This window comes from Cupriavidus basilensis OR16, assembly GCF_000243095.1.
Lineage (GTDB): Bacteria > Pseudomonadota > Gammaproteobacteria > Burkholderiales > Burkholderiaceae > Cupriavidus > Cupriavidus basilensis_D.
In genome coordinates, this window is sequence record NZ_AHJE01000098.1 from 28,258 (window position 1) to 52,173 (window position 23,916).

General features: G+C 66.9%; 22 protein-coding genes, 1 tRNA gene and 3 pseudogenes. 12 read left to right on the forward strand and 14 right to left on the reverse strand.

The features are described from left to right. The first annotated feature begins 313 nt into the window (after positions 1 to 313). Positions 314 to 1,183, forward strand: a complete 870-nt coding sequence (locus tag OR16_RS29785; RefSeq protein WP_006162390.1) for a hypothetical protein — start codon at positions 314 to 316, stop codon at positions 1,181 to 1,183. A gap of 483 nt (positions 1,184 to 1,666) precedes the next feature. Beyond that, positions 1,667 to 2,302: a hypothetical protein gene (locus OR16_RS29790; protein WP_006162391.1), complete on the forward strand. Its 636-nt coding sequence runs from the start codon at positions 1,667 to 1,669 to the stop codon at positions 2,300 to 2,302. 264 nt (positions 2,303 to 2,566) lie between these two features. Here OR16_RS29790 and OR16_RS29795 read toward each other — a convergent pair. The 4 genes and pseudogenes from OR16_RS29795 to OR16_RS47870 all read right to left on the reverse strand — a co-directional run bounded on the left by OR16_RS29795 (position 2,567) and on the right by OR16_RS47870 (position 7,324). Then, positions 2,567 to 4,593, reverse strand: a pseudogene (locus tag OR16_RS29795) (gamma-glutamyltransferase family protein). 303 nt (positions 4,594 to 4,896) lie between these two features. Further along, positions 4,897 to 5,406, reverse strand: a complete 510-nt coding sequence (locus tag OR16_RS29800) for a response regulator transcription factor (RefSeq protein ID WP_100228009.1) — start codon at positions 5,404 to 5,406, stop codon at positions 4,897 to 4,899. Positions 5,407 to 5,693: 287 nt separating this feature from the next. Next, on the reverse strand, positions 5,694 to 6,302 hold the full coding sequence (locus OR16_RS47865) for a FapA family protein (RefSeq protein WP_337459880.1): 609 nt from the start codon (positions 6,300 to 6,302) through the stop codon (positions 5,694 to 5,696). Then, complete coding sequence (locus OR16_RS47870; protein ID WP_337459881.1) at positions 6,299 to 7,324, reverse strand: FapA family protein; 1,026 nt, start codon at positions 7,322 to 7,324, stop codon at positions 6,299 to 6,301. The genes OR16_RS47865 and OR16_RS47870 overlap by 4 nt, the downstream gene beginning before the upstream one ends. Before the next feature lie 345 nt (positions 7,325 to 7,669). Between OR16_RS47870 and OR16_RS29810 the strand changes: the two genes are divergently transcribed. Both OR16_RS29810 and OR16_RS29815 read left to right on the forward strand, forming a co-directional pair. Then, a complete protein-coding gene (locus tag OR16_RS29810) occupies positions 7,670 to 8,623 on the forward strand; it encodes a bestrophin family protein (RefSeq protein ID WP_043421689.1) in 954 nt (317 codons plus the stop codon). Positions 8,624 to 8,783: 160 nt separating this feature from the next. Then, complete coding sequence (locus tag OR16_RS29815; RefSeq protein ID WP_006162394.1) at positions 8,784 to 9,671, forward strand: class I SAM-dependent methyltransferase; 888 nt, start codon at positions 8,784 to 8,786, stop codon at positions 9,669 to 9,671. A 31-nt stretch (positions 9,672 to 9,702) separates the two neighbouring features. Here OR16_RS29815 and OR16_RS29820 read toward each other — a convergent pair whose 3' ends face one another. Both OR16_RS29820 and OR16_RS29825 read right to left on the reverse strand, forming a co-directional pair. Next, positions 9,703 to 10,269, reverse strand: a complete 567-nt coding sequence (locus tag OR16_RS29820; protein WP_006162395.1) for a DUF1415 domain-containing protein — start codon at positions 10,267 to 10,269, stop codon at positions 9,703 to 9,705. A 62-nt stretch (positions 10,270 to 10,331) separates the two neighbouring features. Further along, entirely contained in the window at positions 10,332 to 10,724 is a 393-nt protein-coding gene (locus tag OR16_RS29825; RefSeq protein WP_006162396.1) for a hypothetical protein, read from the reverse strand. A gap of 136 nt (positions 10,725 to 10,860) precedes the next feature. Between OR16_RS29825 and OR16_RS29830 the strand changes: the two are divergent. After that, positions 10,861 to 12,127: pseudogene (locus tag OR16_RS29830) on the forward strand (TIGR03862 family flavoprotein). Positions 12,128 to 12,143: 16 nt separating this feature from the next. On the opposite strand, the gene OR16_RS29835 reads toward OR16_RS29830, so the two are convergent. Further along, a complete protein-coding gene (locus tag OR16_RS29835; RefSeq protein WP_006162398.1) occupies positions 12,144 to 13,766 on the reverse strand; it encodes an NAD(P)/FAD-dependent oxidoreductase in 1,623 nt (540 codons plus the stop codon). Positions 13,767 to 13,953: 187 nt separating this feature from the next. On the opposite strand from OR16_RS29835, the gene OR16_RS29840 reads away from it, so the two are divergent. Further along, positions 13,954 to 14,259, forward strand: a complete 306-nt coding sequence (locus OR16_RS29840; RefSeq protein WP_006162399.1) for a single-stranded DNA-binding protein — start codon at positions 13,954 to 13,956, stop codon at positions 14,257 to 14,259. 26 nt (positions 14,260 to 14,285) lie between these two features. On the opposite strand, the gene OR16_RS29845 is transcribed toward OR16_RS29840, so the two are convergent. Continuing rightward, a complete protein-coding gene (locus tag OR16_RS29845) occupies positions 14,286 to 14,651 on the reverse strand; it encodes a hypothetical protein (RefSeq protein WP_006162400.1) in 366 nt (121 codons plus the stop codon). A gap of 174 nt (positions 14,652 to 14,825) precedes the next feature. Here OR16_RS29845 and OR16_RS29850 point away from each other — a divergent pair, with 174 nt between their 5' ends. The 3 genes from OR16_RS29850 to OR16_RS29860 all read left to right on the forward strand — a co-directional run bounded on the left by OR16_RS29850 (position 14,826) and on the right by OR16_RS29860 (position 18,512). Then, positions 14,826 to 16,268, forward strand: a complete 1,443-nt coding sequence (locus OR16_RS29850) for a PLP-dependent aminotransferase family protein (RefSeq protein WP_006162401.1) — start codon at positions 14,826 to 14,828, stop codon at positions 16,266 to 16,268. A gap of 174 nt (positions 16,269 to 16,442) precedes the next feature. Continuing rightward, the gene (locus OR16_RS29855) at positions 16,443 to 16,844 is read left to right on the forward strand and encodes a hypothetical protein (protein WP_006162402.1); all 402 of its coding nucleotides are present in this window, start codon (positions 16,443 to 16,445) and stop codon (positions 16,842 to 16,844) included. 192 nt (positions 16,845 to 17,036) lie between these two features. Next, positions 17,037 to 18,512 (forward strand): sensor domain-containing diguanylate cyclase, encoded by a 1,476-nt coding sequence (locus OR16_RS29860; protein WP_006162403.1) that lies wholly within the window; start codon positions 17,037 to 17,039, stop codon positions 18,510 to 18,512. 89 nt (positions 18,513 to 18,601) lie between these two features. Here OR16_RS29860 and OR16_RS29865 read toward each other — a convergent pair. Both OR16_RS29865 and OR16_RS29870 read right to left on the reverse strand, forming a co-directional pair. Then, positions 18,602 to 19,329 (reverse strand): annotated as a pseudogene (locus OR16_RS29865) (aspartyl/asparaginyl beta-hydroxylase domain-containing protein). A 203-nt stretch (positions 19,330 to 19,532) separates the two neighbouring features. Continuing rightward, positions 19,533 to 19,844 (reverse strand): hypothetical protein, encoded by a 312-nt coding sequence (locus OR16_RS29870; protein WP_006162404.1) that lies wholly within the window; start codon positions 19,842 to 19,844, stop codon positions 19,533 to 19,535. 249 nt (positions 19,845 to 20,093) lie between these two features. Between OR16_RS29870 and OR16_RS29875 the strand changes: the two genes are divergently transcribed. Continuing rightward, positions 20,094 to 20,396: a hypothetical protein gene (locus OR16_RS29875; RefSeq protein WP_006162405.1), complete on the forward strand. Its 303-nt coding sequence runs from the start codon at positions 20,094 to 20,096 to the stop codon at positions 20,394 to 20,396. Positions 20,397 to 20,534: 138 nt separating this feature from the next. Here the strand turns inward: OR16_RS29875 and OR16_RS29880 are convergent, their stop codons facing one another. Then, positions 20,535 to 21,218: a Fe2+-dependent dioxygenase gene (locus tag OR16_RS29880; protein WP_006162406.1), complete on the reverse strand. Its 684-nt coding sequence runs from the start codon at positions 21,216 to 21,218 to the stop codon at positions 20,535 to 20,537. Positions 21,219 to 21,468: 250 nt separating this feature from the next. Between OR16_RS29880 and OR16_RS29885 the strand changes: the two genes are divergently transcribed. Together OR16_RS29885 and OR16_RS29890 are read left to right on the forward strand one after the other, a co-directional pair. Then, a complete protein-coding gene (locus tag OR16_RS29885; RefSeq protein ID WP_006162407.1) occupies positions 21,469 to 21,756 on the forward strand; it encodes a hypothetical protein in 288 nt (95 codons plus the stop codon). 123 nt (positions 21,757 to 21,879) lie between these two features. Beyond that, on the forward strand, positions 21,880 to 22,338 hold the full coding sequence (locus OR16_RS29890; RefSeq protein ID WP_006162408.1) for a hypothetical protein: 459 nt from the start codon (positions 21,880 to 21,882) through the stop codon (positions 22,336 to 22,338). 129 nt (positions 22,339 to 22,467) lie between these two features. Here the strand turns inward: OR16_RS29890 and OR16_RS29895 are convergent. The 3 genes from OR16_RS29895 to OR16_RS44185 form a co-directional block, all read right to left on the reverse strand. Continuing rightward, positions 22,468 to 22,543 (reverse strand) — tRNA-Met (locus OR16_RS29895). Between the two features lie 248 nt (positions 22,544 to 22,791). Next, positions 22,792 to 23,073: a hypothetical protein gene (locus OR16_RS29900; RefSeq protein ID WP_006162409.1), complete on the reverse strand. Its 282-nt coding sequence runs from the start codon at positions 23,071 to 23,073 to the stop codon at positions 22,792 to 22,794. 109 nt (positions 23,074 to 23,182) lie between these two features. Beyond that, positions 23,183 to 23,824 (reverse strand): DUF1266 domain-containing protein, encoded by a 642-nt coding sequence (locus tag OR16_RS44185; RefSeq protein ID WP_237717278.1) that lies wholly within the window; start codon positions 23,822 to 23,824, stop codon positions 23,183 to 23,185. Between the last annotated feature and the right edge of the window lie 92 nt (positions 23,825 to 23,916).

Sequence of the window (23,916 nt, forward strand, 5' to 3'; positions counted from 1 at the left end):
CACGCCGCCCACGTTACGTAACGCGTAACAGCGCCGCACCATCCCCCGCGCGGTGGCCCTCAGCACCCGCCCCCATTCCCGAGCCAGGCGGATCACCCGCAATCCCTTCCCTGACAAGGCCTCCAGCCAAATCGCATTCGCCTCGTGCCATCACTGCGCCGGGTCAGCAAGCGCCATCGGCCAGATGGCACGGCGATTGCGCTAGTCCCTGTCATGCATGCGCGAGCGAGCAGTACCGCACTGAAGCCGCTTGCTGCGCGCATCGACAAGCGCTTGCTTGACGGGCCACGACGAAGAGAGAAAGAGAGATCAAATGACATCAGTTTTCAGCAGCGAGGCGTTGGACGCGTATTTCTCTTCGTACGCCGGCATGGAGGGGGGGAACATCGGCGCGGCTGTCTGGATATGCGATAAGGAGCCACACCTGCTTGCGTCTTCGCCGGGTGCCTCGCTGGCACCAGTGCATGCGCCACCCGCCTGGGACAGCGCCTTTCGCGAGCGCCACCGGCACGACATGCCGCGCTGGCAGACACACCAGCGCCTCGCCCGCATCATGGCGGCGACGCGCGCGGCGGCGTTGCGTGAAGCCATGCCGGGACTGGACTGGCGCGGCTACTTCGATCAGTACCTCTACGCGCCGCGCGGCTGGGAGTTCAAGATCAATCTCTACCCCCTGCCCAAGCCGCAGCAGATGGACCTGTCGCAACTCGAGACGTTTCGCCGCAATCCGTGCCTCAGCCCGAACTGGCGCTATGTGGAATTCTGCCGCCAGGGCGGGCGCTTCCGTTTTATCGCGGAGCAGCGCCAGCGCATGCGCCCCAAGGTGATTCTCTGCACGGGGCAGGCCGAGGAGGAGGAGTTCCTGCTGGCGTTCGGCTTTGAGGGCGTGCCCTGCTCGGAGCATCACCTGCAGCCGGCTGACCTGGTCAAGACGCTGCGCGTGTATTCGCACGAGGGCACCAACCTGGTCATCTGCCCTAAGGTGGGTGGGCCGACCGGCATCAACTCGGACACGCTGCTGGATGCAATGGGCGCCTTCCTGTCGGTCTGGCTCGACGCCTCGGATTTTCCGGATGTGCGCGCGCAGGGCATGCGTGCGGAGCCGCCCGCCGGCACCGCGCACCTGGCCTGGCGCGCGATGGCGCACAGCCAGGCGAGTTCCGCTAGCGCGTCTCCCGCTTGACCCGAGCGCCGCGGCCCCTGCCGCGGCGCTCGCCTGCCCGCATCGCCGAACGCGCGTTCGCCTGATCGCGCCATACCCTGGAGCTGCCGCCTGGCAGCCGCCAGCGGCATATAAAGCACCCCGTGCCTGCAAGCTCGAAACGTCCCGTTTTACCGGGACGTTGACTCCGCTTGCCCTCCAATCCCCTCGATAGGCTTACGGCTTTCGATTGATTGAATCCCGCACATCGAAGCACCAGACTGGTAACACGATAAATACAAAACCGGCCCGCCGATCCAATTGGCACCGGGACCGATGACGAAGCGGCCGCGCAGCACGCGGTACGCGTTCGCACTTGCCACGCAACCGGGGAACATCATGCATACCGCCGCCACCTAGGGCCGCCGGCGCCATGCCGGACTCGCGCAGGATGGCTGCGCCCGCGCGCCGATTCCCGCCGCGTCCAGCCAGCTCCCAGCCAAGACAATCGACAAGGAAGCGGCCATGGATGCTTATCCAGTTCCTGGCGCGGCGAAGTATCGCCTTTTTCCGCGCAAGCTCCTGATGGTGTTTGCGCTAGGCGCATCCCTGTGGGCCGTCGCCGCCCGCGCGGATGACAGCACGCTGCCAGACACCCCGACGAACACCCCGACGAACACCCCGATAGCTATGCCCATAGATGCGCCGATAGATGCGCCGATTGAAGCGCCGGCGGATTCGGCAAAGGCTACGCCGGCGCCCGCCTTCAGCCCCCAGGTCTGGCTAAACGCCGGGTTCTTCTCGTACCACTTCAATCATGCGGCGCACTACAACGCGGCCAACTGGGGCATCGGCGCGGATGTCCGCGTCTCGGAGGATTTCACCTTGTCGGTCGGCGAGTACCGCAACAGCATGCGCGATCACTCCACCTACGCGACCGTCACCTGGCAGCCCCTGCATCTTGGCCCGGTGCGGTTCGGCGCCACGGCAGGCGCGGTGCGCGGGTATCCGGATGTCAATCACGGTGGCTGGTCGCCGATGGCGGCGCCCGTCATCAGCATCGAGTATGGGCGCGTGGGTGCGAACCTGATCTACGTGCCGACGATGCGGGGAAAGGTGGATGGCTGCATCTCGCTGCAGATCAAGATCCGGGTCTGGTAAGCGACTTAGCGACTAAAGCGAGTTAGGCGACTTCCGTGGTGGGAAGGCCGGAGGGTGGGGAAGGCGAAGTAAAAAAAGCGCCGCATGCGGGAGCATGCAGCGCTACGGAAGGAGGACCAAGGGATTAGGTCCTCGTCGGGAATACCACCCCCGGGGAGAGAGCGGTATATGGCTACTGTAGCGAGCGGACCCGCATCGGCCTACCAGCCATATCCCAATGCATGCGTAGAAATTTCCTCAAACCCTTCCGTACTGGCTTACGGCTTACGGCTTGAACGTATCGCCGAGCACCACGCCTTCACGACGCGGATCGGCGCCGCCGACCAGCGCCGTCGACCCGCCCACGGTGGTGCGGATGATGGCGCTCAGGCCGCTCGACTGCGCCGTCACGTTGACCACGTGGCCCAGCCCGCGCAGGCCCTTGACCAGCGGGTCGTTGTCGCCGGCCAGGCCGCCGGCCGGCTTGGTGGCATCCACGTTGGGATGCTCGCCGCCGACCATCATGCCGCTAGCCGCGCTGTTGGAGCCACCGAAGTCGATCATCGACACCGCCTGTTGCGCGTCCATCTTCCAGTCCAGCACGCCGACCAGGGTCTTGGCCACGTACTGGATGATGGAGGCGCCGCCCGGCGAGCCGGTGGTCATGTAGAAGTCGCCGCGCGAGCCGTCCGCATTGCGCTTGAACACCAGCGTGGGCGCCATCGAGCTGCGCGGGCGCTTGCCCGGCTGCACGCGGTTGGCGATCGGCACGCCGCCGGCATCGGCGGGCGCCGGGTTGAAGTCGGTCAGCTGGTTATTGAGCAGGAAGCCGTTGGTGAAGTGGTACGAGCCAAGTCCCGCTTCGATGGTGGTGGTCATCGAGACGACGTTGCCGTACTTGTCGGTCAGCGACAGGTGCGTGGTGCCATGTTCGTCGATGATCGACGGCGCGAGCGGCACGGCACCGAGGTCGCCTGGCAAGACCGGCAACGTCATCGAACCCACGGTGCTGATCAGGTCCGCCCGCTTGCGCAGGTAGGGCTTGTTCAGCATGCTCTCCCAGCTGCCACCGGGCAGGCCGATGAAATCGGTGTCGGCCACGTACTTGTTGCGGTCGGCATAGGCCAGGTTGCCCGCCTCGGCCATCAGGTGGGTGCCAAGCACGCTCGGGCGGCCGCCGTTCTTGTCCATGTTCGACGGCGCGTAGCGCGACATCTCGTAGTTCTCGACGATGCCCATGATCTGCGCCACCGCGATGCCGCCGGAGGACGGCGGCGGCATGCCGCAGATCTCGTATTCGCGGTAGGTCGTGCAGACCGCCGTACGCTTCTTGGCGGCGTAGCTCTCCAGGTCAGCCAAGGTGGTCAGGCCCGGCGTGGCGGTGCCGCCGTAAGTGGCCTGGATCTTGTTGACGATGGCCTGGGCGATCGGGCCATTCTTGTAGAACGCGTCAGCGCCACCGCTGGCGACCGAGCTGAACACATTGGCCAGCGCCGGGTTCTTGATCACGGTGTTGACCGCGCGCGGGGTGCCGTCGGCGTTGAGGAAGTACCCGGCCATCTCGGCGTCGCGCTTGATGCTGGGGGCCGTGATCGGGTTGTTGAGCGCCGAGGCGATCGCGGCAGCCATGCGGGGCGGAATCGGGAAACCATCGGTCGCCAGCTTGATGGCGGGAGAGAACAGGTCCTTCCCCAGGCCAGCTTGCCGTGCTCGCCGTGCGCCAGCTCCAGCACGCGCAGCGTGCCGGGCGTGCCGATGGAGCGGCCGCTGTGCGTGGGATTTGGCGCCGGCGCGGTCTGGTCGGCGGCGGACTTCCATTGGATGTAGTTGCCGTCTGCGGCGGCCGGGGCGGTCTCGCGCCCGTCGTAGGCAGTGACCTTCTTGGTCGCCGCGTCGTAGTACATGATGAAGGAGCCGCCGCCAATGCCAGAGGATTGCGGCTCCACCAGGTTCAGCACCATCTGCGCCGCCACGGCGGCGTCCACTGCCGTGCCGCCGTTCTTCAGCACGTCGCAGGCGGCCTTGGTCGAAACGGGGTTGTTGGTCACCGCCATATAGGTCTTGGCGTAAACCGTGTTCTTGGGCGCATAGCCGGTGGCGATTTCCGGCGCGTTGGGATCGCCCGGCAGCACCACGGCTTCGCCGCCGGTGGTGCCGTTCAGCTCGCAGCCCGCGACCACGGCGGGGGTGGTCGATACCGGAGTGACCGCGACGGGATCGTCGCCGCCGCAGGCACCCAGGGTCAGTGCGAGCGAGGCGAGCGCGATGGCGCTGAGCCGGGTCGGCGTGAAGCGGGTGCCGGCCGGATGCATAGGCGAGGTCATCGCTTTGTAGGCAGTTTGTGGCATGTTCTTCCTGTCTTATGTTGAGGCTTCAGAAAATCGACGCTTCCCTCGTCGATCGCCACAACCGCTGTTCATGGGGAGCGGTTGTGGCGAAGGATCAACATAGACCTGCCTTTTGCGATGCTGAATAGCTATATGTCTCGATTTACAGACAAGTGAACGTGGTTCATACTTGAGAGTGCCGCAAGATGCGCATCACCAGTCGCCCGCCGCGCCGCAGGCGCTTGAGCGCGGCGAGGGTGGCGCTGCCGGTGTCGATTGATGCGCGGCTCAGGCGGCCAGCACCTCGGCCTCGAGCATGCTGCTGATGGCCGCTTCCAGGGTCACCAGGGCGGCGGTCTTGGGCAGGCAGCAGCAGATGCCGTAGCCCATCTCAGGCGGCGGCATGTGCAGCCACATATTGTCGGACAGCAGCAGCACCCGCTGGGCTGGCAACATGCTGCGCAGCTTGCGCAGCAAACGCCAGCCGCTGGTCACGTCCTGCGGCATGCCAAACACCAGCAGGCCAGCCTCGCGGATCGTCGTCCCGTGCATCGGGAGATCGTCAGGATCCACCCCATCCACCTGCTCCACGCCCGGCATGCTCTCCAGCATGCGGGTCAGGCCGAGGCGCAGCAGCGCGCATTCGTCGATCACCACCGCCCGGAACTGCGCCGTGCCGTGCGAGGCCAGCGGCAGCCTGGCAACCTGGCACGTCGACATGGCCGACGGCATACCCGGCGAGACGCCTCGCGAGGTCGTGCTGTCTACGCCTGCCCGGCTGGTGAGTGCCATGTCCATGATTCCTCCTTTTGTTTTTCTGGAACGGCGCCAGCGGGGACGCCTGGCAGGGTACTGTGCAAGGCACGTGCCAGCCGCCAGCGCGCGCCCTCTGGCGCAGCGGGGCAGGCCGCGCGGCCTTGTGGGGCAAGGGATTGGCGCTTGCGCGGGGACTCGGGCGCCGCGTGCCGGGTGGGGCCGGGCCACGTTACGCGTCACGTAACGTGTTCCGCATCTTGTTCCGCCCGGCGGATGCAAAACGCCGCGCAAGCGCGCGGCGGCGGGCGGGCGATGGCGAGCCAGGCGGCTCAGACCAGCGCGATGCGGTCCTCCACCAGCCGGATGTGGCCGCCCGGCTTGTCCTCCATGATCTTCATCGACTTCTGCCCGATATGCAGGCTGCAACCGCCGTGAATGCGCCGGCTCACCTCGATCACCGCCTCCGGGGACGGGCGGAGTTGCTCGGCAAGCTTGGCGAGCCTGGCGTCGAGCGCAATCGAGTCGCGGGTGAGCTTGAACAGCGTAGCGCGCGCCTTCTCGCGCAAGTCGCCCACCGCTTTCTCGGGATTCTTGGCGAAGAAGCTGACCAGTTGCTGCACCTTGGCCTGCTCCGCCTCCAACTGGCGGCGCTGGCCCTCGAGCTCGGCCTTCTCGGCTTCGGCATAGGGGTTGGTGCCCACCTGCACGATGGTCGCGGTGCCCGCGGAGGCGCCAAGGGTGGCGGTGCGCACCGCCAGTTGCGCACGGCAGCGCCCGCCGGTGATATTGCCCTGGCCGCCCTTGGGGCTGCCCGCGATGATGCTGCGCCCGGCGGCGACGTCGCTCTGGCGGATACCGCTTTCCACCTTGACCTCGGTACCGGCCTCGACCACCGCGCTTTCGATGAAGCGCGCATGCAGCGAGCCCTTGCAGATCACCCGCGCCAGCGCGGCGCCTCGGCGCCCTGTTGCGTGCCTTGATGCGTGCCCTCGGCCTTGCCGATGATGCCGCCCTTCACCACCACATTGCCGCCCGCCTCCACATGGGCAGCCTCGATCGTGCCGCTGACGATCACATCCCCGGTCACGCGTACGGTCATACCGGTCCTGATATCGCCGTTGACGCGCAGCGTGCCGTCGAAGGTGACGTTTCCGGAGTGCATGTCCACCGCTTCCACATCGACCACCGGGCTCACCGATGCGCCCTGCGCCGACAGGGCCGGCGAGCCGGAGATCGCCGCCACCAGGACCTCGGGATCGGCGGGATCAGGCGCCACGCCGGTCAGGCCGTCCGCAAAAGGCGGATCGGCGGCCGGCACGGCGGGCACGATCTTGCCAAAGACATCGATGCCGTCGCTGCCCTGGCGGGCCGGGATGCGCCGCATCAGCGGCGTGCCGGGATTCACCAGCAACAGCGTGCCTAGGTCGCGCAGGTCGATGCGGCCGTTTTCGTCCTCGGCCACCAGCGGCTTGGGCGGTGCCAGCAGGCTCTCGAAGCGCGCTGGCGTGCCGGGCTGCGGCGCGCGTCCCGTGGCAATCTCGAGCCCGTCGCAATAGCCCGCCTCGACCGCGCCGCGCAGGGCCGCGCTGTCGGGCTCGGCCTTGACGCCGCGCTCGGCCAGCGCGGCACGGATCTCGTCGCGTGTCACCTCGCGCCCGCCCTGCGGCGGCAGCAGGTTGAGCCGTACGCTCAGGTTGTCGCTGCTGACGCTGAGATCGAAATAGCCGTCGGTCAGCTCGCCGATCAGCGCCTGCACGGGCGCCCCCTCGGCGGCGCGCTGGCATTGCGCGAGAAAGGCGCCGATCGCGGCGGTGTCCAGCTTCGCCTGCGCCCAGCCGCCGCCGGCCAGCGCCTCTTGCAGCGCGGCGCGGTCCGGCGCCATGTGGCCCGGCATGGCGGCATAGGCCGCGCGCAGCTGCCGCGCGGTCTCGTCCAGGCTGACCCGCAAACCGCCGTCCACTGTATCTTGTCCCCGGTTTTCCATTCGATTGTTCCCTTGATGGATCGTGTCCGGACGGCTCCGCCCCGTCCTCGGGGTCGCCCGCAATCCCGGCCTCGGCGATGCCGCGCCGCCGCTGCGCCATGGCGCGGCCGCCCGGTGCCCATGGCCTGCCATGCAGGCGCTTGAAGCCGGGGATGTCATTGATGCGCCGCGGGATCTCGGTCCCTTCTGACGCACACAACTCCATCGGCTGTTTTGCCGGAAACTTGAGCCGCAGCGCCGCCCGCAACCCATCGCCACGGCGAAAAATGTACACTTCCGCCCATCGACGGAACACCGTGCCGCAACGCCAGGGGATCACAGATGATTGTGCGAGACCGCCCATCGGGACTGAGGTTGTTCCTGGTCCTGCGAGGCTCGATCCTGTCGCGCATCTGGCGCGTGCTGCTGGTGAACCTGCTGGTAGCGATTGCCGTGACGATCAGCCACGGCGCGTTCTTCGAGCACAAGGTCACGCTCACGGCCATCCCCTTCACGCTGATCGGCCTGCCACTGGCCATCTTCCTGGGCTTTCGCAATACCGCCGCCTACGACCGCTTCTGGGAAGGGCGCAAGTTGTGGGGAGATCTGGTGGTGCGCAGCCAGAACCTGGCACGGCAATGCCTCACGCTGATCGCGGACAACGTGCCGGACAGCGCCGGCCATAAACCGGCGGGCCTGAACGACGCGCGCGTGCGCATGATCTCCCGCGCGATCGCCTATGCGTACGCGCTGCGCAACCGGTTGCGCGGCACCAGCGCCGCCACCGGCCTGGACCCGGCCTGGCTGCGCCCGGCGGAGTTCGCCGACCTGCAGCGCAGCACCAATGCGCCCGCCCAGTTGATGATGCGCATGGGCGAGGACCTGGGCCAGTGCGTGCGGCAGCACCGCGTCGAGCCCTGCCTCGCCGCCGGCATCGACGACACCTTGTCGGCCATGGTGGCCACGGCGGTGGCGTGCGACCGCATCCGCCACACGCCGATCCCGTTCTCGTACACGCTGCTGCTGCACCGTACCGCCTACCTGTATTGTTTTTTGTTGCCGTTCGGGCTGGTGGATACCATCGGCTTCGTCACGCCCGTCGTGGTGGCCATCGTCGCGTACACCTTCTTCGGCCTGGATGCGCTGGGCGATGAGCTGGAAGAGCCGTTCGGCACCAGCGCCAACGACCTGCCGCTCGATGCGCTCTGCCGCGCCATCGAGATCGGCATGAAGGAAGCGCTGGGCGACACCGAGCTGCCGCCACCGCTCGTACCCGTGGATTACTGCCTGCTTTAGGGCGCCTGGCCGGCACGCTGGCGCGGCCGCGCCAGCGTGCGCCGGTTGCGCCACTCGCCCGAGCACGCGCGACTTTCGGTAAACTGCCGCTGTGCCGGCGCAGCGTCGTCCGGCTTTGGCGCACGCCTCACCGCTTTTCCCCAGGTTCCAGACATCCCAGATGGCCCAGAAGTCCCCGGCGTCCAAGACGCCCGCCGCACCGGCGCCCAGCCCCCACGAAATCCGTCCCGGCCAGTCCATCGAGCTGCTCAAGGCGCTGCATATCCTCACGCGCGACGGCAAGATGAACCAGGACAGCCGCCGCAAGCTCAAGCAGGTCTACCACCTGTTCCAGTTCATCGAGCCGCTGCTGCAAGACCTCAAGCAGGATCACCCCGACGTGACGCTGGTCGACCATGGCGCCGGCAAGTCCTACCTCGGTTTCATCCTGTACGACCTGTTCTTCAAGGCGCAGCTCGACCAGTCGCACATCTACGGCATCGAGACGCGCGAGGAACTGGTGCGCAGCTCGCAGGAACTCGCCAGCCGGCTGGGCTTCGACGGCATGTCATTCCTGAACCTGTCGGTAGCGGAATCGATCACATCCGACCGGCTCCCTCCCGCCATCGACATCGTCACCGCGCTGCACGCCTGCAACACGGCCACGGACGATGCGATCCGCTTCGCGCTGGAAAAGCGCGCCAAGTACATCGTGGTGGTGCCGTGCTGCCAGGCCGAGGTGGCCGGCGTGCTGCGCAAAAACAAGGGCAAGCTGCTGGCCGGCAATCCGCTGACCGAGATCTGGCGCCACCCGCTGCATACGCGCGAATTCGGCAGCCAGGTGACCAACGTGCTGCGCTGCCTGCAACTGGAGGCGCACGGCTACCAGGTCAGCGTGACCGAGCTGGTGGGCTGGGAGCACTCGATGAAGAACGAGCTCATCATCGCGCAGTACAAGGACCTGCCGCGCCGCCGCCCGGCCGAGCGGCTAAACGAAGTGCTGCGCACGCTGGGACTGGAAGAGATGGAAGCGCGCTTCTATACGCAGGAGCCGGCCGCTGCCGGCTGAGGCTGCATAGCGCCATGCCAGCCGCGCGTTGTTATGCCCCGCTGGCCTCGCTCATCAGCTTGCGCCAGCCGTCGTGGCCAAGACGGCGCATGGTTTCCTGGTTGCGCTCGTAGATATCCGACGCATCGGGAAAGGCCGCCACGGCCCGCGCGATGCTGTCCTCGCGCAGCAAGTGCAGGATGGGGTAAGGCGCGCGGTTGGTGTAATTCTCGATGTCGTCCGGCTCGCTGCCGCCGAACTCGTAGTGCGGATGGAAGCTGGCGATCTGCAGGATGCCCGCCAGGCGCAGGCTCTTGAGCAAGCGCTCGGCGAAATAGAGGAAATCGTTGTAGTCGAGAAATTCCGCCAGCGCCTGGGGCACGATCAGCAGGGTCGTGTCGATCTTGGCGGGGTCGGCATCGGCGAGCGTGCGCAGCTCGGTTTCGAGATCGGCGAGCACGCCCTCGGTATCGGTGGCTTCGCTCACCGTGTAGCGGATCTGCCGCTTCACGTGCACGGCCTTGGCGAAGGGGCACAGGTTGAGGCCGATCACCGCGCGCTCCAGCCATTGCTGGGTGGCGTCTACGATGGACTGGGGGGATGGCGAAGCGGTGGGCATGGCGGTGCGTGACTGCGCTAAACCGCCATTTTAACCTCCTGCCCCCTGCAGGCCGGAGGGACTTAGCGGCGCACCCCGTAGATCTGCCTGGCCAGCGCCTCGGCCTGGCGCATGGCCGTGTCGCGTTCGGCCGTGCCCAGCTTGCCGCAGACGTACTCCAGGTTGGCGGTGTCCAGGTCGGTGACATGGCGCTCGCCGGACAGCACGATCACCTTGCGCCACATGCAGGCCTTGACGCGGTCGCGCTCCAGCCCGAGGCAGCCGGACTGCAGGCAGTACGAGAGGTTGCGCTGGGACAGGAAGTCGCCTTTCATGGCCTTTTCCTGCAACCCCTGCGCGGTTTCCTGCGCGAGCGACGGGTGTACGCCGGCCACAAGACCCAGCAAGCCCAGCATGACCAGCACGAAGGCCCGCGCGGCGGGAAGAGGCAACGACAAGCGGGACGGCGAGGGCATGGGAGACGCGCAAGACCAGTGGCACGAGGGAATGGGCGATCTTAGCAGTTGTCCCTGCCCTATATAATCCGATCCGCCGCAGCCTCTCCTCGCACCCCTTTCCGCGATCGACCGCCCTCCCCCGGATCCAACCCATATGCCTGCACCCACCGCCTCCCTCCCAGCCGCCAGCGTCGCCGTGATCGGCGGCGGCCCCGCGGCCTGATGGCGCCGAGGTGCTGGCCGCACGTGGGTTTCGCGTGGACGTGTACGACGCCATGCCCTCGGTCGGCCGGAAATTCCTGATGGCCGGCCGCGGCGGCATGAACCTCACGCATTCCGAAGCGGCCGAGCCCTTCCTCGGGCGCTATGGCAAGCGTAGCGCGCAGATCGCGCCGCTGCTGGCCGGCTTCGATCCCCAGGCGCTGCGCGGCTGGGTGCACGGGCTGGGCATCGAGACCTTTGTCGGCAGCTCGGGCCGCGTCTTCCCCACCGACATGAAAGCCGCGCCGATGCTGCGTGCATGGCTGCACCGTCTGCGCGAGGCCGGCGTGCAGTTCCATATGCGGCATCGCTGGCTGGGCTGGGAGGATGAATCGGGCAAGCTGCGTTTCGCCACGCCGGATGGCGAACTGCGGGTCCAGGCCGATGCCACCGTACTGGCGCTTGGCGGCGGCAGCTGGGCGCGCCTGGGTTCCGACGGCGCCTGGGTGCCGCTGCTGGCAGCACGCGGCGTGAACATCGCCCCGTTGCGCCCCGCCAACTGCGGCTTCGACGTTGCCTGGAGCGAGCACTTTCACTCGCGCTTTGCCGGTCATCCGCTGAAAGCGGTAGCCATCGCGCTGCGCGGCCGCGACGGCGTTGCGCACTATCGCCAGGGCGAGTTCGTCATCACCGCCGGCGGCATCGAAGGGAGCCTGGTCTATGCGCTGAGCGCGCCAATGCGCGACCTGCTCGAAGCCACGGGCGAGGCCACGATCCATCTCGACCTGGCGCCAGGCCTGCCCGCCGAACGCGTGACCGAGGCCGTGCAGCGGCCGCGCGGCGCGCGCTCGCTGTCGAGCCACCTGCAGAGCAAGCTGGGCATCACCGGCGTGAAGGCCGGCTTGCTGCGCGAGTGCTTGTCAAAGGAAGAATTCGCCGACCCCGCGCGGCTGGCGGCGGCGCTCAAGGCGCTGCCCGTGCGCTTGCTGCGCGCGCGCCCGATCGATGAAGTGATCAGCAGCGCGGGCGGCGTCGCGTTCGAGGCGATGGACGCGCAATTGATGCTGCGCGCCGTGCCGGGCGTGTTCTGTGCCGGCGAGATGCTCGACTGGGAAGCGCCCACCGGCGGCTACCTGCTGACCGCCTGCTTTGCCAGCGGGCGCGCGGCCGGGCTAGGCGTCGCGGCCTGGCTGGAAGCCGCCCGGGCTGCCGGGCGCTAAGCCGGCTCAGGCGGGCTCAGGTCGCCTTGCCGTTGACAATGCTCAACGCCACGGCCTCTGCCACTTCAATGCCATCGATGGCCGCGGAGTAAATGCCGCCCGCATAGCCGGCGCCTTCGCCGGCAGGGTACAGCCCTTCCACATTCATGCTCTGGTAGTTGTCCTTGCGGCGGATGCGCAGCGGCGACGACGTGCGCGTTTCCACGCCGGTCAGCACCGCGTCATGCATGGCAAAGCCGGCGATCTTCTTGTCCAGTTCGGGCAGCGCTTCGCGGATGGCTTCGATGATGTAGTCGGGCAGCGCGGTGGACAGGTCGGTCGGCGTGACGCCCGGCTTGTAGGACGGCTCGACCGCGCCCATCGCCGTGGACGGCCGGCGCGCGATGAAGTCGCCCACCAACTGCGCCGGCGCGTTGTAGTTGCGCCCGCCGAGTTCGAAGGCGCGCTCTTCCCAGTGGCGCTGGAAGGCGATGCCGGCCAGTGGGCCGCCAGGGAAATCCTCCGGCGTGATGCCCACCACGATGCCGGCATTGGCATTGCGCTCGGCGCGGACGTACTGGCTCATGCCGTTGGTCACCACGCGGCCCGGCTCCGAGGCCGCGGCCACCACCGTGCCGCCCGGGCACATGCAGAAGCTGTAGACCGCGCGGCCGTTGCTGGCGTGGTGCACCACCTTGTAGTCCGCGGCGCCCAGCAGCTTGTTGCCGGCGAACTTGCCGAAGCGGCTGCTGTTGATCATGCCCTGCGGATGCTCGATGCGAAAACCCAGCGAGAACGGCTTGGCCTCCATGAACACGCCGCGCTCATGCAGCATCTCGAAGGTGTCGCGCGCGCTGTGGCCCACCGCCAGGACGACGTGGTCGGCCTGCAGGTACTCGCCGTTGGACAGCTTGAGCCCGCGCATCTTGCCGCCCTCGATATCCACGTCCTCGACGCGGGTCTCGAAGCGGACCTCGCCGCCCAGCGCGAAAATCTCGGCGCGCATCTTCTCCACCATGCTGACCAGGCGGAAGGTGCCGATGTGCGGGCGTGCGAGGTAGAGGATGTCCTCCGGCGCGCCGGCCTTGACGAATTCATCGAGGACCTTGCGGCCGTAGTGCTTCGGGTCCTTGATCTGGCTGTAGAGCTTGCCGTCGGAGAACGTGCCCGCCCCGCCCTCGCCGAACTGCACGTTCGACTCGGGATTGAGCACGCTCTTGCGCCACAGGCCGAAGGTGTCCTTGGTGCGCTCGCGCACTTCCTTGCCGCGCTCCAGGATGATGGGCTTGAAGCCCATCTGCGCCAGGATCAGGCCGGCGAGCAAACCGCACGGGCCCATGCCGATCACCACCGGGCGCAGCGTGGTGCCCGGCGCGGGCGCCTGCGCGACGAAGCGGTAGGCCATGTCCGGCGTCACGCTCCAGTTCGACTTGCCGGCCATGCGCTTGATCGCCGCGGCTTCGTCCTTCACCGCGATATCGATGATGTAGGTGAGCTTGATATCGGAGCGCTTGCGGGCATCGTGCGCGCGGCGGTACACGGTGAACCCGGTCAGGCCATCGGCCTTGACGCCAAGTTCGGCGAGGCGGGCGAGGACCACGGCCTCGAGATCGCTCTCGGCGTGGTCGAGCGGGAGTTTGACTTCACTTAGACGTAGCATGGGAACCTGGAATTCTGCGGCCGGTAGGTCGGCCCTGGAAGGGGCGCTGACTGCACTCTGGTTGAGCGTCGGGCTGGCCGGACCGCAATTTTATCGTTTTTAGGGCCAGGGTCCGCATTCTCTGCCACGAGAGCGCGAAATTGTGAGATCTTCCGCACCCCGGCAAGATAACCAGGAAGGAAGAAAGATGATCGACGCACTAGTCAGCGGCCGGCTCCACGGCCACGCCAGCGAACGTTCCGGCCAGGGCGGCAGCCAGTACGTGACCGCCAAGCTCAAGGCCGCGATCAACGATGGCGATACTGTCATCGTCAACGTGATCGCGTTTGCCGACAAGGTGCGGGCGGGCCTGCTGGCGCTGGAGGACGGCGAGTCGGTCGCGCTGTCGGGCAGCCTCACGCCCAAGGTCTGGACCGACAAGAACGGCGACACCCGGCCCGCCCTGGACCTGGTGGCCCACGCCATGCTGAGCGCGCACGACCAGCAGGACTGACCGCCCAGGCCCGCTTCAGGCCCACTTCAGGCCTGCGCCAGCCGCAGCCAGCGGGTCCACCAGGGCCTTGCCACGGGTGCCTGCAGCCCCAACGTGGCGGCCTTCCGGGCCATCAGTTCCACCCAGCCCGGCGACAGCGCCACCACGCTGCCGGCCGGCAGGCGCCGCGCCTGCCGCCACACGGTGCCGGCCAGCCAGCGCGGCACCTCGGTGAGTTCGAGTTCGCCCTCCAGCACGCACAGGATCGTGCCGGCCCTGGCATGGAAGCGCAGCACACGGCCACTTTCCAGGTCGAGCGCTTGCGCTTGCGGCTCGGCGCCAGCCTGCATGGCGCGCGTGGGCTGCACGGGCTGGACCGTGGGGATGATCGGGTCTGAACGATAGCTTTGCATGATGCCGGCTCCCTGGCTTTGACAGGGTTCCAGACTACCGATGCGGGCCGGGACAAAACAGGCACACGCCCAGGGCTTGTGGACCATAACAGAGGCATGACAGACCATCTGTTACGATACAGAAGACCACAATCTGTATCTGTTGCGTCGACCGCCGCCGCGCCACCATGCCGCATGGAATCCGCCCCCCTCTACCGCCAGCTTGCCCAGCACTACCTTCACGCCATCGAAACCGGCGTACTGAAGCCGGGGGACCGCGTGCCTTCCGTGCGCACGCTCATGGAGTTGCACGGCGTGAGCCTGTCGACCGCCTTGCAGGCCTGCCGGCAGATGGAAAGCGATGGCTTGCTTGAGGCCAGGCCGCGCTCGGGCTATTTCGTGCTGCACCGCCGGCACAAGCCGCTGGCACCGATCGAAGAACCCGCCGCCACACTGCCCGACCCCGCGCAATACGTGGGCATCCACGAGCGCATCTCCGCCATCACCGCGCGCGGGCACCAGCAACCGGTCGCCGTGAATTTTGCCGGCGCTTGCGGCGCGCCCGCGCTGTATCCGGCGCAAGACCTGCGCAATGCGGCGGCACGCGCGCTGCGCCTTCACCCGCAGCTGTTTGGCAGCGCGGCCGACACCGGCGGGCATCCAGCCTTTCGCGCCGTGCTGGCGCGGCACGCGCTGCTGTCGCGCGTCACGATAGCGCCGGACGACATCCTGGTGACCCATGGCTGCACCGAAGCGCTCAACCTCGCGCTGCGCGCGGTGGCACAGCCAGGTGACGTGATTGCCGTGGAGTCGCCCACCTACTACGGCCTGCTGCAAATCCTCGAAAGCCTGGGCATGCGGGCGCTGGAAATTCCCAGCAGCCCGCAGACCGGCATCTCGCTGGACGCGCTGGAGCTGGCGGCGCAGACCTACGACAACATCCGCGCCGTGGTGGTGGTGCCGAACCTGCAGAATCCGCTGGGCAGCATCATGCCGGACGCCAACAAGGCGCAACTGGTGGCCTGGTGCGAGGCGCGCGCGATTGCGCTGATCGAGGACGACTGCTTCTCCGCGCTGGCCGACAGCGACGCCCCGCTGCCCGCGCTCAAGGCCTGGGACCGCAGCGGTGGCGTGATCCATTGCGCCTCGCTGCACAAGATCCTGGCGCCCGGCATGCGGCTGGGCTGGATCGCCGCGGGCAAGTGGCAGGCACGCGTGGAAATGCTCAAGTACAGCCAGTCGCGGCCCAACGAGTTGCTGGCGCAGATGGCAGCGGCCGAGTTCATGGGCTCCGGCGCGTTCGAGCGGCACCTGCGGCGCCTGCGTGAGCAATTGCGCAGCCAGCGCGCGCAGGTGGCGCAAGCCATCGCCGCCGAGTTCCCCGCGGGCACGCGCGCCTCCAACCCGAACGGCGGGCTGCACCTGTGGGTGGAGCTGCCCGGCTCGGTCCCGTCCGAGGCCGTGTTCGACCAGGCCATGGCGGCCGGCATCCGGGTGGTGCCGGGGGTGATGTTCTCCAACTCCAACCGCTTCGACCATTTCCTGCGGCTCAATTGCGGCACGCCGTTCACGCCAGAGATCGAGCGCGCGTTGCGCACGCTCGCCGCGGTGGTGGCGCGCCTGGCGGACAAGCCCTAGCGGCCGGGGATGGATGGCTGGACACGGGCATGCGGCGCCACTTCCGTCGCCTCGCGCCGCCATTCGTCCCTTGCATCGCGCCGTTCATCGCAGCGCGCTAGGCGGCGGCCGAGCGCACCGTCATCCTTGCCAACATTGCCGAAACCGGCAGGCCGCGCTCACAAGGAGAACAAGATGACGCACACCTCCCTCCCGCTCGCCACCGAGACCGTGGGTTCCGCCCCGCGCCTTTGCACCGCCCGCCGCGCCGACCCGGCGCATCGCCTGGCACGCGCCGACGCCAGGGCCGGCCAGGACATCAAAGACAGCGCCACGCGCACGGAGCATGACCAGGGACAAAGCAGGCCCACCCGGCTTGCCGATACCATCGGCCGGGTTCCTGTCCAGACCTTGACCGAGATGACTCATGCCAACTCCGCTGCCAGCGGCAAGCTCCACGAACTGCGCACCCTGGCCTCGCACCTGACCGCCGGCTCGCTGTTGCAGGCGGCCACGCTGCAATTGATTGCCGAGCAAGAGAACACGCAGCACCGCTACGCCCCCGCGCGCATCGCCGAGCTCTCGCGCCAGGGCTAAGGCCCGGGCGGGCGCCCGGTGTGGATTTTTACGCCACACACGCCCCATTTCCTCCCCTGCTGCCCTATGCTATCGCTCGTAGCGAGCATGGCGGCCGCCCCGGCGCATTCGAGGCGGCACAAAGCCAGCCGAGCCACACGCGTGCCAGCCAGCCCTGGCCCGCGCTTATCGGGATAGGGAGAAACTGCATTGATGGAAACGACCGACACGTCGCGGATCGACAACGAATACAAGACCTTGTTCCAGCTGGCGCCGGTCTCGCTGTGGCTGGAAGACTTCAGCGCCGTGCGCGAACACTTCCAGGTCCTGCGCGCGCAGGGCGTGACCGACCTGCGCAGCCACCTGCGCGCCAACCCGGAAGAAGTCGCGCATTGCTCGGCACGGATCCGCGTGCTGGACGTGAACCAGCGCACGCTGGACCTCTTCCGCGCCGCCGACCTCACCGACCTCGTCAATAACCTGGACACCGTCTTTCGCGACGATATGTTCGACCAGCACGTCGAGGAGCTCGCCCAGCTGTGGGACGGCGGATCGCGCTTTTCAAGCCAGACCGTCAACTACACGCTGGAAGGCAAGCGGCTGGACATCCGCCTGGATGCCACCGTCATGCCCGGGCATGAGGCGACCTGGGAACGCGTGCTGCTGTCGATCGAGGACATCACCGCGCGCGTGGCCACCGAGCGCGAGCTGCGCCGCAGCGAGCAATACGCGCTGGGCCTGTTCGAGCATTCGCCGGTCTCGCTGTGGGTCGAGGACTTCAGCGCGGTCAAGGTGCTGCTCGATGAAGTCCGCGGCGCGGGCATCTCGGATTTCCGCACCTTCCTCAACGTGCACCCGGATTTCATTTCGCGCTGCATGCAGGAAATCCGCGTGCTCGACGTCAACCAGCAAACCCTGCTGATGTTCAGCGCGTCGACCAAGGCGGAGTTGCTCTCGCGCCTGGGCGACGTGTTCCGCGACAATATGCGCATCCAGTTCGCCGAGCAGTTGATCGACCTCTGGAACGAGAAGCTCTGGCAGCAGCGCGAAGTCATCAATTACGCGCTGGATGGCCGGGCCGTGGACGTGTTCATGCAGTGGTCGGTGTTTCCGGGCCGCGAGGCGGAATGGGACCAGGTGCTGGTGTCGCTGACCGACATCACCGCGCGCAAGAAGGCCGAGGCCTATGTCGAATTCCTCGGCAAGCACGACGTGCTGACCAAGCTCTACAACCGCGCCTACTACGAAGACGAGCTCGCGCGGCTGGGCCGCAAGGGCCCGTGGCCGGTCAGCGTGATCGCGGTCGACCTGAACGGCCTGAAGCAGGTCAACGACCAGCTCGGCCACGGCGACGGCGACGCCCTGCTGCGCCGCACCGGCGAGGCGCTGAAGAAGGCCGTGGGCGACCAGGTCTGCGTGGCGCGGGTCGGGGGCGACGAGTTCATGGTGCTGCTGCCGGCGCGCGACGAGCGCAGCGTGGCCACGGTGGTCGAGCAGATCCACCAGGTGGTAGAGCTCAACAACCAGTTCTATCCAGGCACCGCGCTCAGCCTGTCGATCGGAACGGCAAGCTGCAGTGCCGGCGATCGCCTCAGCGACGCCGTCAAGCTGGCCGACGCCCGCATGTACCAGGCCAAGCGCGCCCACTACGAGGCGCTCGACGACGAGCGCGAACGGCGGCGCCGATAGCCAGTCGCCGCAGTGAAAAAAAGGGCCGGATCATCCGGCCCTTTCTTCTTGCGCGCGTGGCAGCGTAAAAGCGTGATGGCGCTAGCGCGTTACAGGTACACGATCAGTGCCACGCCGGCGGCGATCAGGCCGAACTTGACCACGTAGTACGCCGGCCGGCTCCAGGCCTTGAAACGCCGGCGATACTGGCCGCCGATCCAGACAATGCGGAACAGGCGGTTGATCATGCCGGTCTGGTCGGACTCTTCGTTGGGCGAGCTCGCCGCGGTCATGACCTTGCGGCCCAGCCAGCGGTTGATCTTGCCAGCCCAGCCGAAGCGCATCGGACGCTCGATGTCGCAGAACAGGATCAGCCGGTTGCTGTCGCTCTTGTTCTCCGCCCAGTGCAGGTAGGTCTCGTCGAACACCACGCCCTCGCCATCGCGCCAGCTATGGCGCTCGCCGTCAACCTCGATAAAGCAGCGGTCGTCGTTGGGCGTGGCCAGACCCAGGTGGTAACGCAGCGAGCCCGCGAACGGATCGCGGTGCGGGTTCAGCTTGCCGCCGGGCGGCAGTTCGGCGAACATCGCCGCCTTCACGCTCGGCAGCCCGCGGAGCAGCTCCACCGTGCGCGGGCACAGGACCTCGGCCGAGGGATGGCGGGCTTCGTCTAGGGCGTGCGCGGCACGCCGGAAAATACGTACATGAAGCAGTTGACCGGGGCCACCAGGGCCGAATGGTCGAGCAACTGACGCCAGATGCGCAGCCTCACCTTGCCGCGGAAATGCACGTACAGGATTGCTCCCAGGTACGCCGCGACGATTATCCACTTGATCACCCGAAATCCTCCCTATCAGCAGTACCGCGCGCGGTTGCATACGCGGGCAACGCGACGGTGTCGGGGGCGAAAACCCGTAGTGTATCGAAATGGGAGGCGGCCTGCTGGATGAGAATGATGCTCCACACGCCAATCCGTCGCATCGGATCGGCGGTGAAAGTGGCCTGAGCCGCCGAAGGGGGCGGGGCAGCGGCGGGTCCGGCTCAGGGCGCGCCGCGGGACTGACGGGCGATGCGCTCGATCAGCGCGTTGGCGTCATCCGGCAAACCCTGCAGCGTGAGCAGGCGCGCGTTGAGCACCATGTTCTCCAGCACCAGCTTCGCCGTGGAGGCCCACATGGTCGCCAGCAACGCGTCCACCGGCATGCCGGCCGTCTCCATCGCGCTCGAGCGCTGCGCCACCAGGCGGCACACCAAAGCGCGCAGCGTGGCGTCGTCGAAGGGCAGGTCGGCATAGTCGATCGGATCCTCCTTCTCGACTTCCACCATCAGTTGCAGCAGCATGTCTTCGGTCATCGGCAAGCTCCCAGGGAGGCTTCACAGGTCGGATGTTCCTGTCAATGACGCTAATCCTCGGCCCTTGCGTTGTCAATGCGGTGGCCGATCGGCACTAGCGCATTGACGCAATGGCAACAAGCACCGTGGCCCCCGTGTTTGGGACATCCGATGACTCAGGGTAAGCGATAGACAGGTCCCATCAATCGGCACTGAACAAAGCGTGTAAGCTCCGGTCTGATCCTTACTACCAACCAAACACCAGAGTTCATGACCGAGCGTTTGTTGTCAGCCATGCGTCAATACGCATGGTTCGGTGGTGTCAAGCACCACGTGGTCCAAGGTGTCGAAGCACTGGCCACCTTGCTCAAATCTCCCGCAGTCGCAGCCCGCGCAGTGGCTGCCATCGTTGCAGAAACCGAACAGGGCGTGCAGGTGTGGGTGTCCTACTTCGGCAAGCCGATGGATCCGCATACGCAATACGTGTTCTGGCCGATGCAGCGGGTGCTCAAGCCTGCGCGACGACGCGTGGCCATGGTCCCGTTACCGCCGCAGCGCCGGGATCGCCGTTAGCCTCGGCGGCCCTGTTGCATAGGGAATCGCGAATGGCTGGCCGATGCCGGCGATTCGCGAGTATCAAGCTCAAGCTTCAGCATCTACCTTCCCGCCTCACCCCCCTCCCCCCGCTCTCATCATTCCCCACGGCGCCGCTCAGGCGTCGGCCCAGCGCCGCAGCAGATTGTGATAAACGCCGGTGAGCCCCACCACGGCGGCGTCCTTATGCCCCAGGGCCTGGGCGACGCGCTGGATCTGCGTATCGAGCTCGAACAGCGCCGAGCGCTGGCCTTCGTCGCGCACCATGCTTTGAATCCAGAAGAATGACGACACCCGCGCGCCGCGCGTGACCGGGCTGACGTGGTGCAGGCTGGTGGCCGGGTACAGCACCATGTGCCCCGCTGGCAGCTTCACGCGTTGCTGCCCGTAGGTATCCTCCACCACCAGTTCGCCGCCGTCGTAGTCTTCCGGTTCCGTCAGGAACAACGTTGCCGAGAGGTCGCTGCGCACGCGGAAGTTGGTGCCGCGCAAATGGCGGATCGCGTTGTCGATATGGTTGTCGAACGCGTGCCCGCCCTCGTAGCGGTTGAACAAGGGCGGATAGACCTTGAGCGGCAGCGCGGCAGAAATAAACAGCGGATTGGCCCCCAGCGCATCCTGGATCAGCTCGCCTGCCTGGCGCGCTACCGGCGAGCCTTCAGGCAGTTGCAGGTTGCGCTTGGCCAGTGCCGACTGATGCCCGGAAGTGGCGTTGCCGTCGGTCCATTCTGCCGCGTCCATCCAGGCGCGGCATTGGGCAACCTGCGCCTTTGTCAGCACATCGGGGATCTGCAGCATCATGATTTCGATTACCTCGGCAAGACAGTTGGCCCGGGGGGCCTTGCCGTGCCCCAGGCGAGCGCCGATTGTAAGAGAAAGCCCTTAAACATACAAATGGGAATCATTATCAGTATCCGCGCACATTAATCTGACGCAAGTCGCACGCGCGAGAGCCGCCCTTTACTGCCATGTAGGCCTTGTGCCGACATGCGCCGGGCATGCGGCCTACTACAATGGATTGCACCCAGCCCACATTGCCAAGGAGACGGAAATGCCCGAACCGGTACACGACGAAGCGTTGGTCAACCTCTACCTTGAGCAGATTTCCGCCCTGTCGATCAGCGCCTTCGATGGCGCGGACGTCAACGAGGAACTCGGACAGGTAGTGCGCGAGGCCGTCGATCAGTGCGGCGCAAGCAAGACCGCTCCGGAGGGTAATAACCTGAGCGTGCTGATCGAGCGCTTGACGGCCCGGTCCGAGGCAGCGGCGCGCGAAGGCCAGCCGCAGGTGCAGGACACGTTCTCGCGCGCGGCAGATCTGGCCCGGGCGCCCGTCTGAATCCCTGGCCGGCGCGGTGCGTGTGCGCGCCCGCGCGGCAGTGAACCTCTTTGCGGATCACAATCTCTAATTGCTATCGCCCGGCGCCCGCCGGGCGCGATCCGTTGCCGAACCAGAAGCTCCATGCACCGCGCCTTGCTCCGCTTGTTGTTCACCGTGTCAGTGCTATGCGTCGGCGCGTGCGCGGGCTTCCCTTCCTACGGCCCCTACGACCCCTACGACAATTACAACAGCTACAACCCCTACGATCCGTACGGGTTCTACGATGGCAGCGCAGTTTATCCCCCGGGTACTTACGGCTACGGGTATGGCTACGACTACCCCCTGCCCTACTATGGCGGGTTCTACGGCCCCGCCTTCATCTACGGTTACGGTGGCGGCGGTCGTTACGGCGGCTATCGCACCTTTGGCTACTATCGCGGGCCCGGCTACCACGCGGGCTGGCCGCGATACTACGGCGGCTATCACTACCATTCCGGCATGGCGCACGGCTACTACCATGGCGGCAGCTGGGGCGGCACGGGATCGCGAGGTGGGCGCAGCGGGGGTGGACGCGGTGGAGGCGGCCGCGGACGGCACTGATCGGCGCAAGTCAACGGCGCACGCAATGCGCGCTGGCCCGGCGCAACGCTCGGGTTTCGTATCTTTTGGAATTTGCAGAACTTGGCCAGAACGGCCGGAGACTTGGTTCGGAAGACCAGAAAAGGTCTTTGGTTGCGGGGGCAGGACTTGAACCTGCGACCTTCGGGTTATGAGCCCGACGAGCTGCCAACTGCTCCACCCCGCGTCCGAGAGGCCGGATTATGGTGGATCCGGCCTCGCAATGCAATGGCTTTGTGACGCCATCGTGAAAAACCCGCCATTCCGTGTGCGCATGATCTCGATGACGATTGCCCATTTCCCACTGGGCAGGGACTGAACCTCATAGCGGATCTTCTAGCCGTTGAACGCCAACATGCGGTACCTCCTTGCTCTTGGCGTGTACGTACTATTGTGCACTTCCGCCTTTTCCGCGCGGCAGAGGCGGCACGCCCGCTAGTCCGTCACCGGCCCCACAAGCTTGTCCACAAGCCGATAGGCGGCGGCGAAGGCCGCGACTTCGGCCGCGTGCCGGGTAGCAAACTGCGCCCCGTCGCCCGACAAGCGCTCGACGTCGCCCGCATCGGACGGATCCGCCCCCTCCTGGCAGACGCGCACCTCGTAGCCCCACTGGGCAACCTTGCCCAACGCCGAGATGCCGGCGTCGCCCGGCTTCGATACCAGGACATAGACGTCCATGCCCCGGTACGCCTCTACCCGCCAGTCCGCGCTGCTCATTGAGTACCCCCCTTGGTTCTTGCCGCGTGCATGACGCATCGAGCCCGTAGCCCTGGGCTCTCTCAACCAGCCTAGGCCGCCGGCCTCGGCCCCGCAAGACGGCACGCGCCTACACGCCGTGGGGCGCATGGCGATAGCGCGCGTCGCGCATGGGACTATCCGAATCATCGAGGCAATGCCGGACAAAGGTTAACTGCCGCTGGAGCCCGGCGCCCGGCCCGGCCCACATGGCCCGGCCCAGCAGGTAGCTCACCGCAACCTCGTGCCAGGATGTCATTTGGGTGAAGACCTGCGACGCCGCCCGCTCGATCACGGCCCAGGCCTGCGCTTCGGTTTGCATGCCGCAGTCGTAGGCGGCCCGCGCAACATGAATCGCCCGGCTCATGTCCCAGGCCAGCACGCCACGCGCAAGATCGACCCGCGAGCCTAGCAGGCAGCTCGCGCGCAGATCCGGCATGGCGCGCTCGAGATTGTCGATACAGTGGGCGAGCCGCACCGGATCAAAGCGGTCGTCGAGCAGCACGATTTCCCGCTCGCGCGCTGCGCGCGGCACGGAGAACAGGATCCGGCAAACCTGCGGATACAACGCGCGATGCCCCTCCTCCAGCAACCACGCCAGCGTGCCTCGCGCCTCACCGGCCGTATGGATATGCCAGTCGCTTGCCAGCACGTCCACCTGCTTTTGCGGATCGGCGCCGGTGGCGAGGGTGCGCACGTTGAAGTTCAACCGCGCCTCATGCAACAGGCCCACCAGCAAAGCGCACGTGCGCTCGCCAGCGGGCAGCACTGGCCCGCCTCCGCGCGCCGGGCCGCAAGCACAGCCCCGCGAGCGCGGCCTTTGCT

Bases quoted from the DNA above. Each gene is read 5' to 3' on its own strand.
- OR16_RS29785 (WP_006162390.1), top strand. From the start codon at position 314: ATGACATCAGTTTTCAGCAGCGAGGCGTTGGACGCGTATTTCTCTTCG.
- OR16_RS29790 (WP_006162391.1), top strand. From the start codon at position 1,667: ATGGATGCTTATCCAGTTCCTGGCGCGGCGAAGTATCGCCTTTTTCCG.
- OR16_RS29800 (WP_100228009.1), bottom strand. From the start codon at position 5,406: ATGGACATGGCACTCACCAGCCGGGCAGGCGTAGACAGCACGACCTCG.
- OR16_RS29810 (WP_043421689.1), top strand. From the start codon at position 7,670: ATGATTGTGCGAGACCGCCCATCGGGACTGAGGTTGTTCCTGGTCCTG.
- OR16_RS29815 (WP_006162394.1), top strand. From the start codon at position 8,784: ATGGCCCAGAAGTCCCCGGCGTCCAAGACGCCCGCCGCACCGGCGCCC.
- OR16_RS29820 (WP_006162395.1), bottom strand. From the start codon at position 10,269: ATGCCCACCGCTTCGCCATCCCCCCAGTCCATCGTAGACGCCACCCAG.
- OR16_RS29825 (WP_006162396.1), bottom strand. From the start codon at position 10,724: ATGCCCTCGCCGTCCCGCTTGTCGTTGCCTCTTCCCGCCGCGCGGGCC.
- OR16_RS29835 (WP_006162398.1), bottom strand. From the start codon at position 13,766: ATGCTACGTCTAAGTGAAGTCAAACTCCCGCTCGACCACGCCGAGAGC.
- OR16_RS29840 (WP_006162399.1), top strand. From the start codon at position 13,954: ATGATCGACGCACTAGTCAGCGGCCGGCTCCACGGCCACGCCAGCGAA.
- OR16_RS29845 (WP_006162400.1), bottom strand. From the start codon at position 14,651: ATGCAAAGCTATCGTTCAGACCCGATCATCCCCACGGTCCAGCCCGTG.
- OR16_RS29850 (WP_006162401.1), top strand. From the start codon at position 14,826: ATGGAATCCGCCCCCCTCTACCGCCAGCTTGCCCAGCACTACCTTCAC.
- OR16_RS29855 (WP_006162402.1), top strand. From the start codon at position 16,443: ATGACGCACACCTCCCTCCCGCTCGCCACCGAGACCGTGGGTTCCGCC.
- OR16_RS29860 (WP_006162403.1), top strand. From the start codon at position 17,037: ATGGAAACGACCGACACGTCGCGGATCGACAACGAATACAAGACCTTG.
- OR16_RS29870 (WP_006162404.1), bottom strand. From the start codon at position 19,844: ATGACCGAAGACATGCTGCTGCAACTGATGGTGGAAGTCGAGAAGGAG.
- OR16_RS29875 (WP_006162405.1), top strand. From the start codon at position 20,094: ATGACCGAGCGTTTGTTGTCAGCCATGCGTCAATACGCATGGTTCGGT.
- OR16_RS29880 (WP_006162406.1), bottom strand. From the start codon at position 21,218: ATGATGCTGCAGATCCCCGATGTGCTGACAAAGGCGCAGGTTGCCCAA.
- OR16_RS29885 (WP_006162407.1), top strand. From the start codon at position 21,469: ATGCCCGAACCGGTACACGACGAAGCGTTGGTCAACCTCTACCTTGAG.
- OR16_RS29890 (WP_006162408.1), top strand. From the start codon at position 21,880: ATGCACCGCGCCTTGCTCCGCTTGTTGTTCACCGTGTCAGTGCTATGC.
- OR16_RS29900 (WP_006162409.1), bottom strand. From the start codon at position 23,073: ATGAGCAGCGCGGACTGGCGGGTAGAGGCGTACCGGGGCATGGACGTC.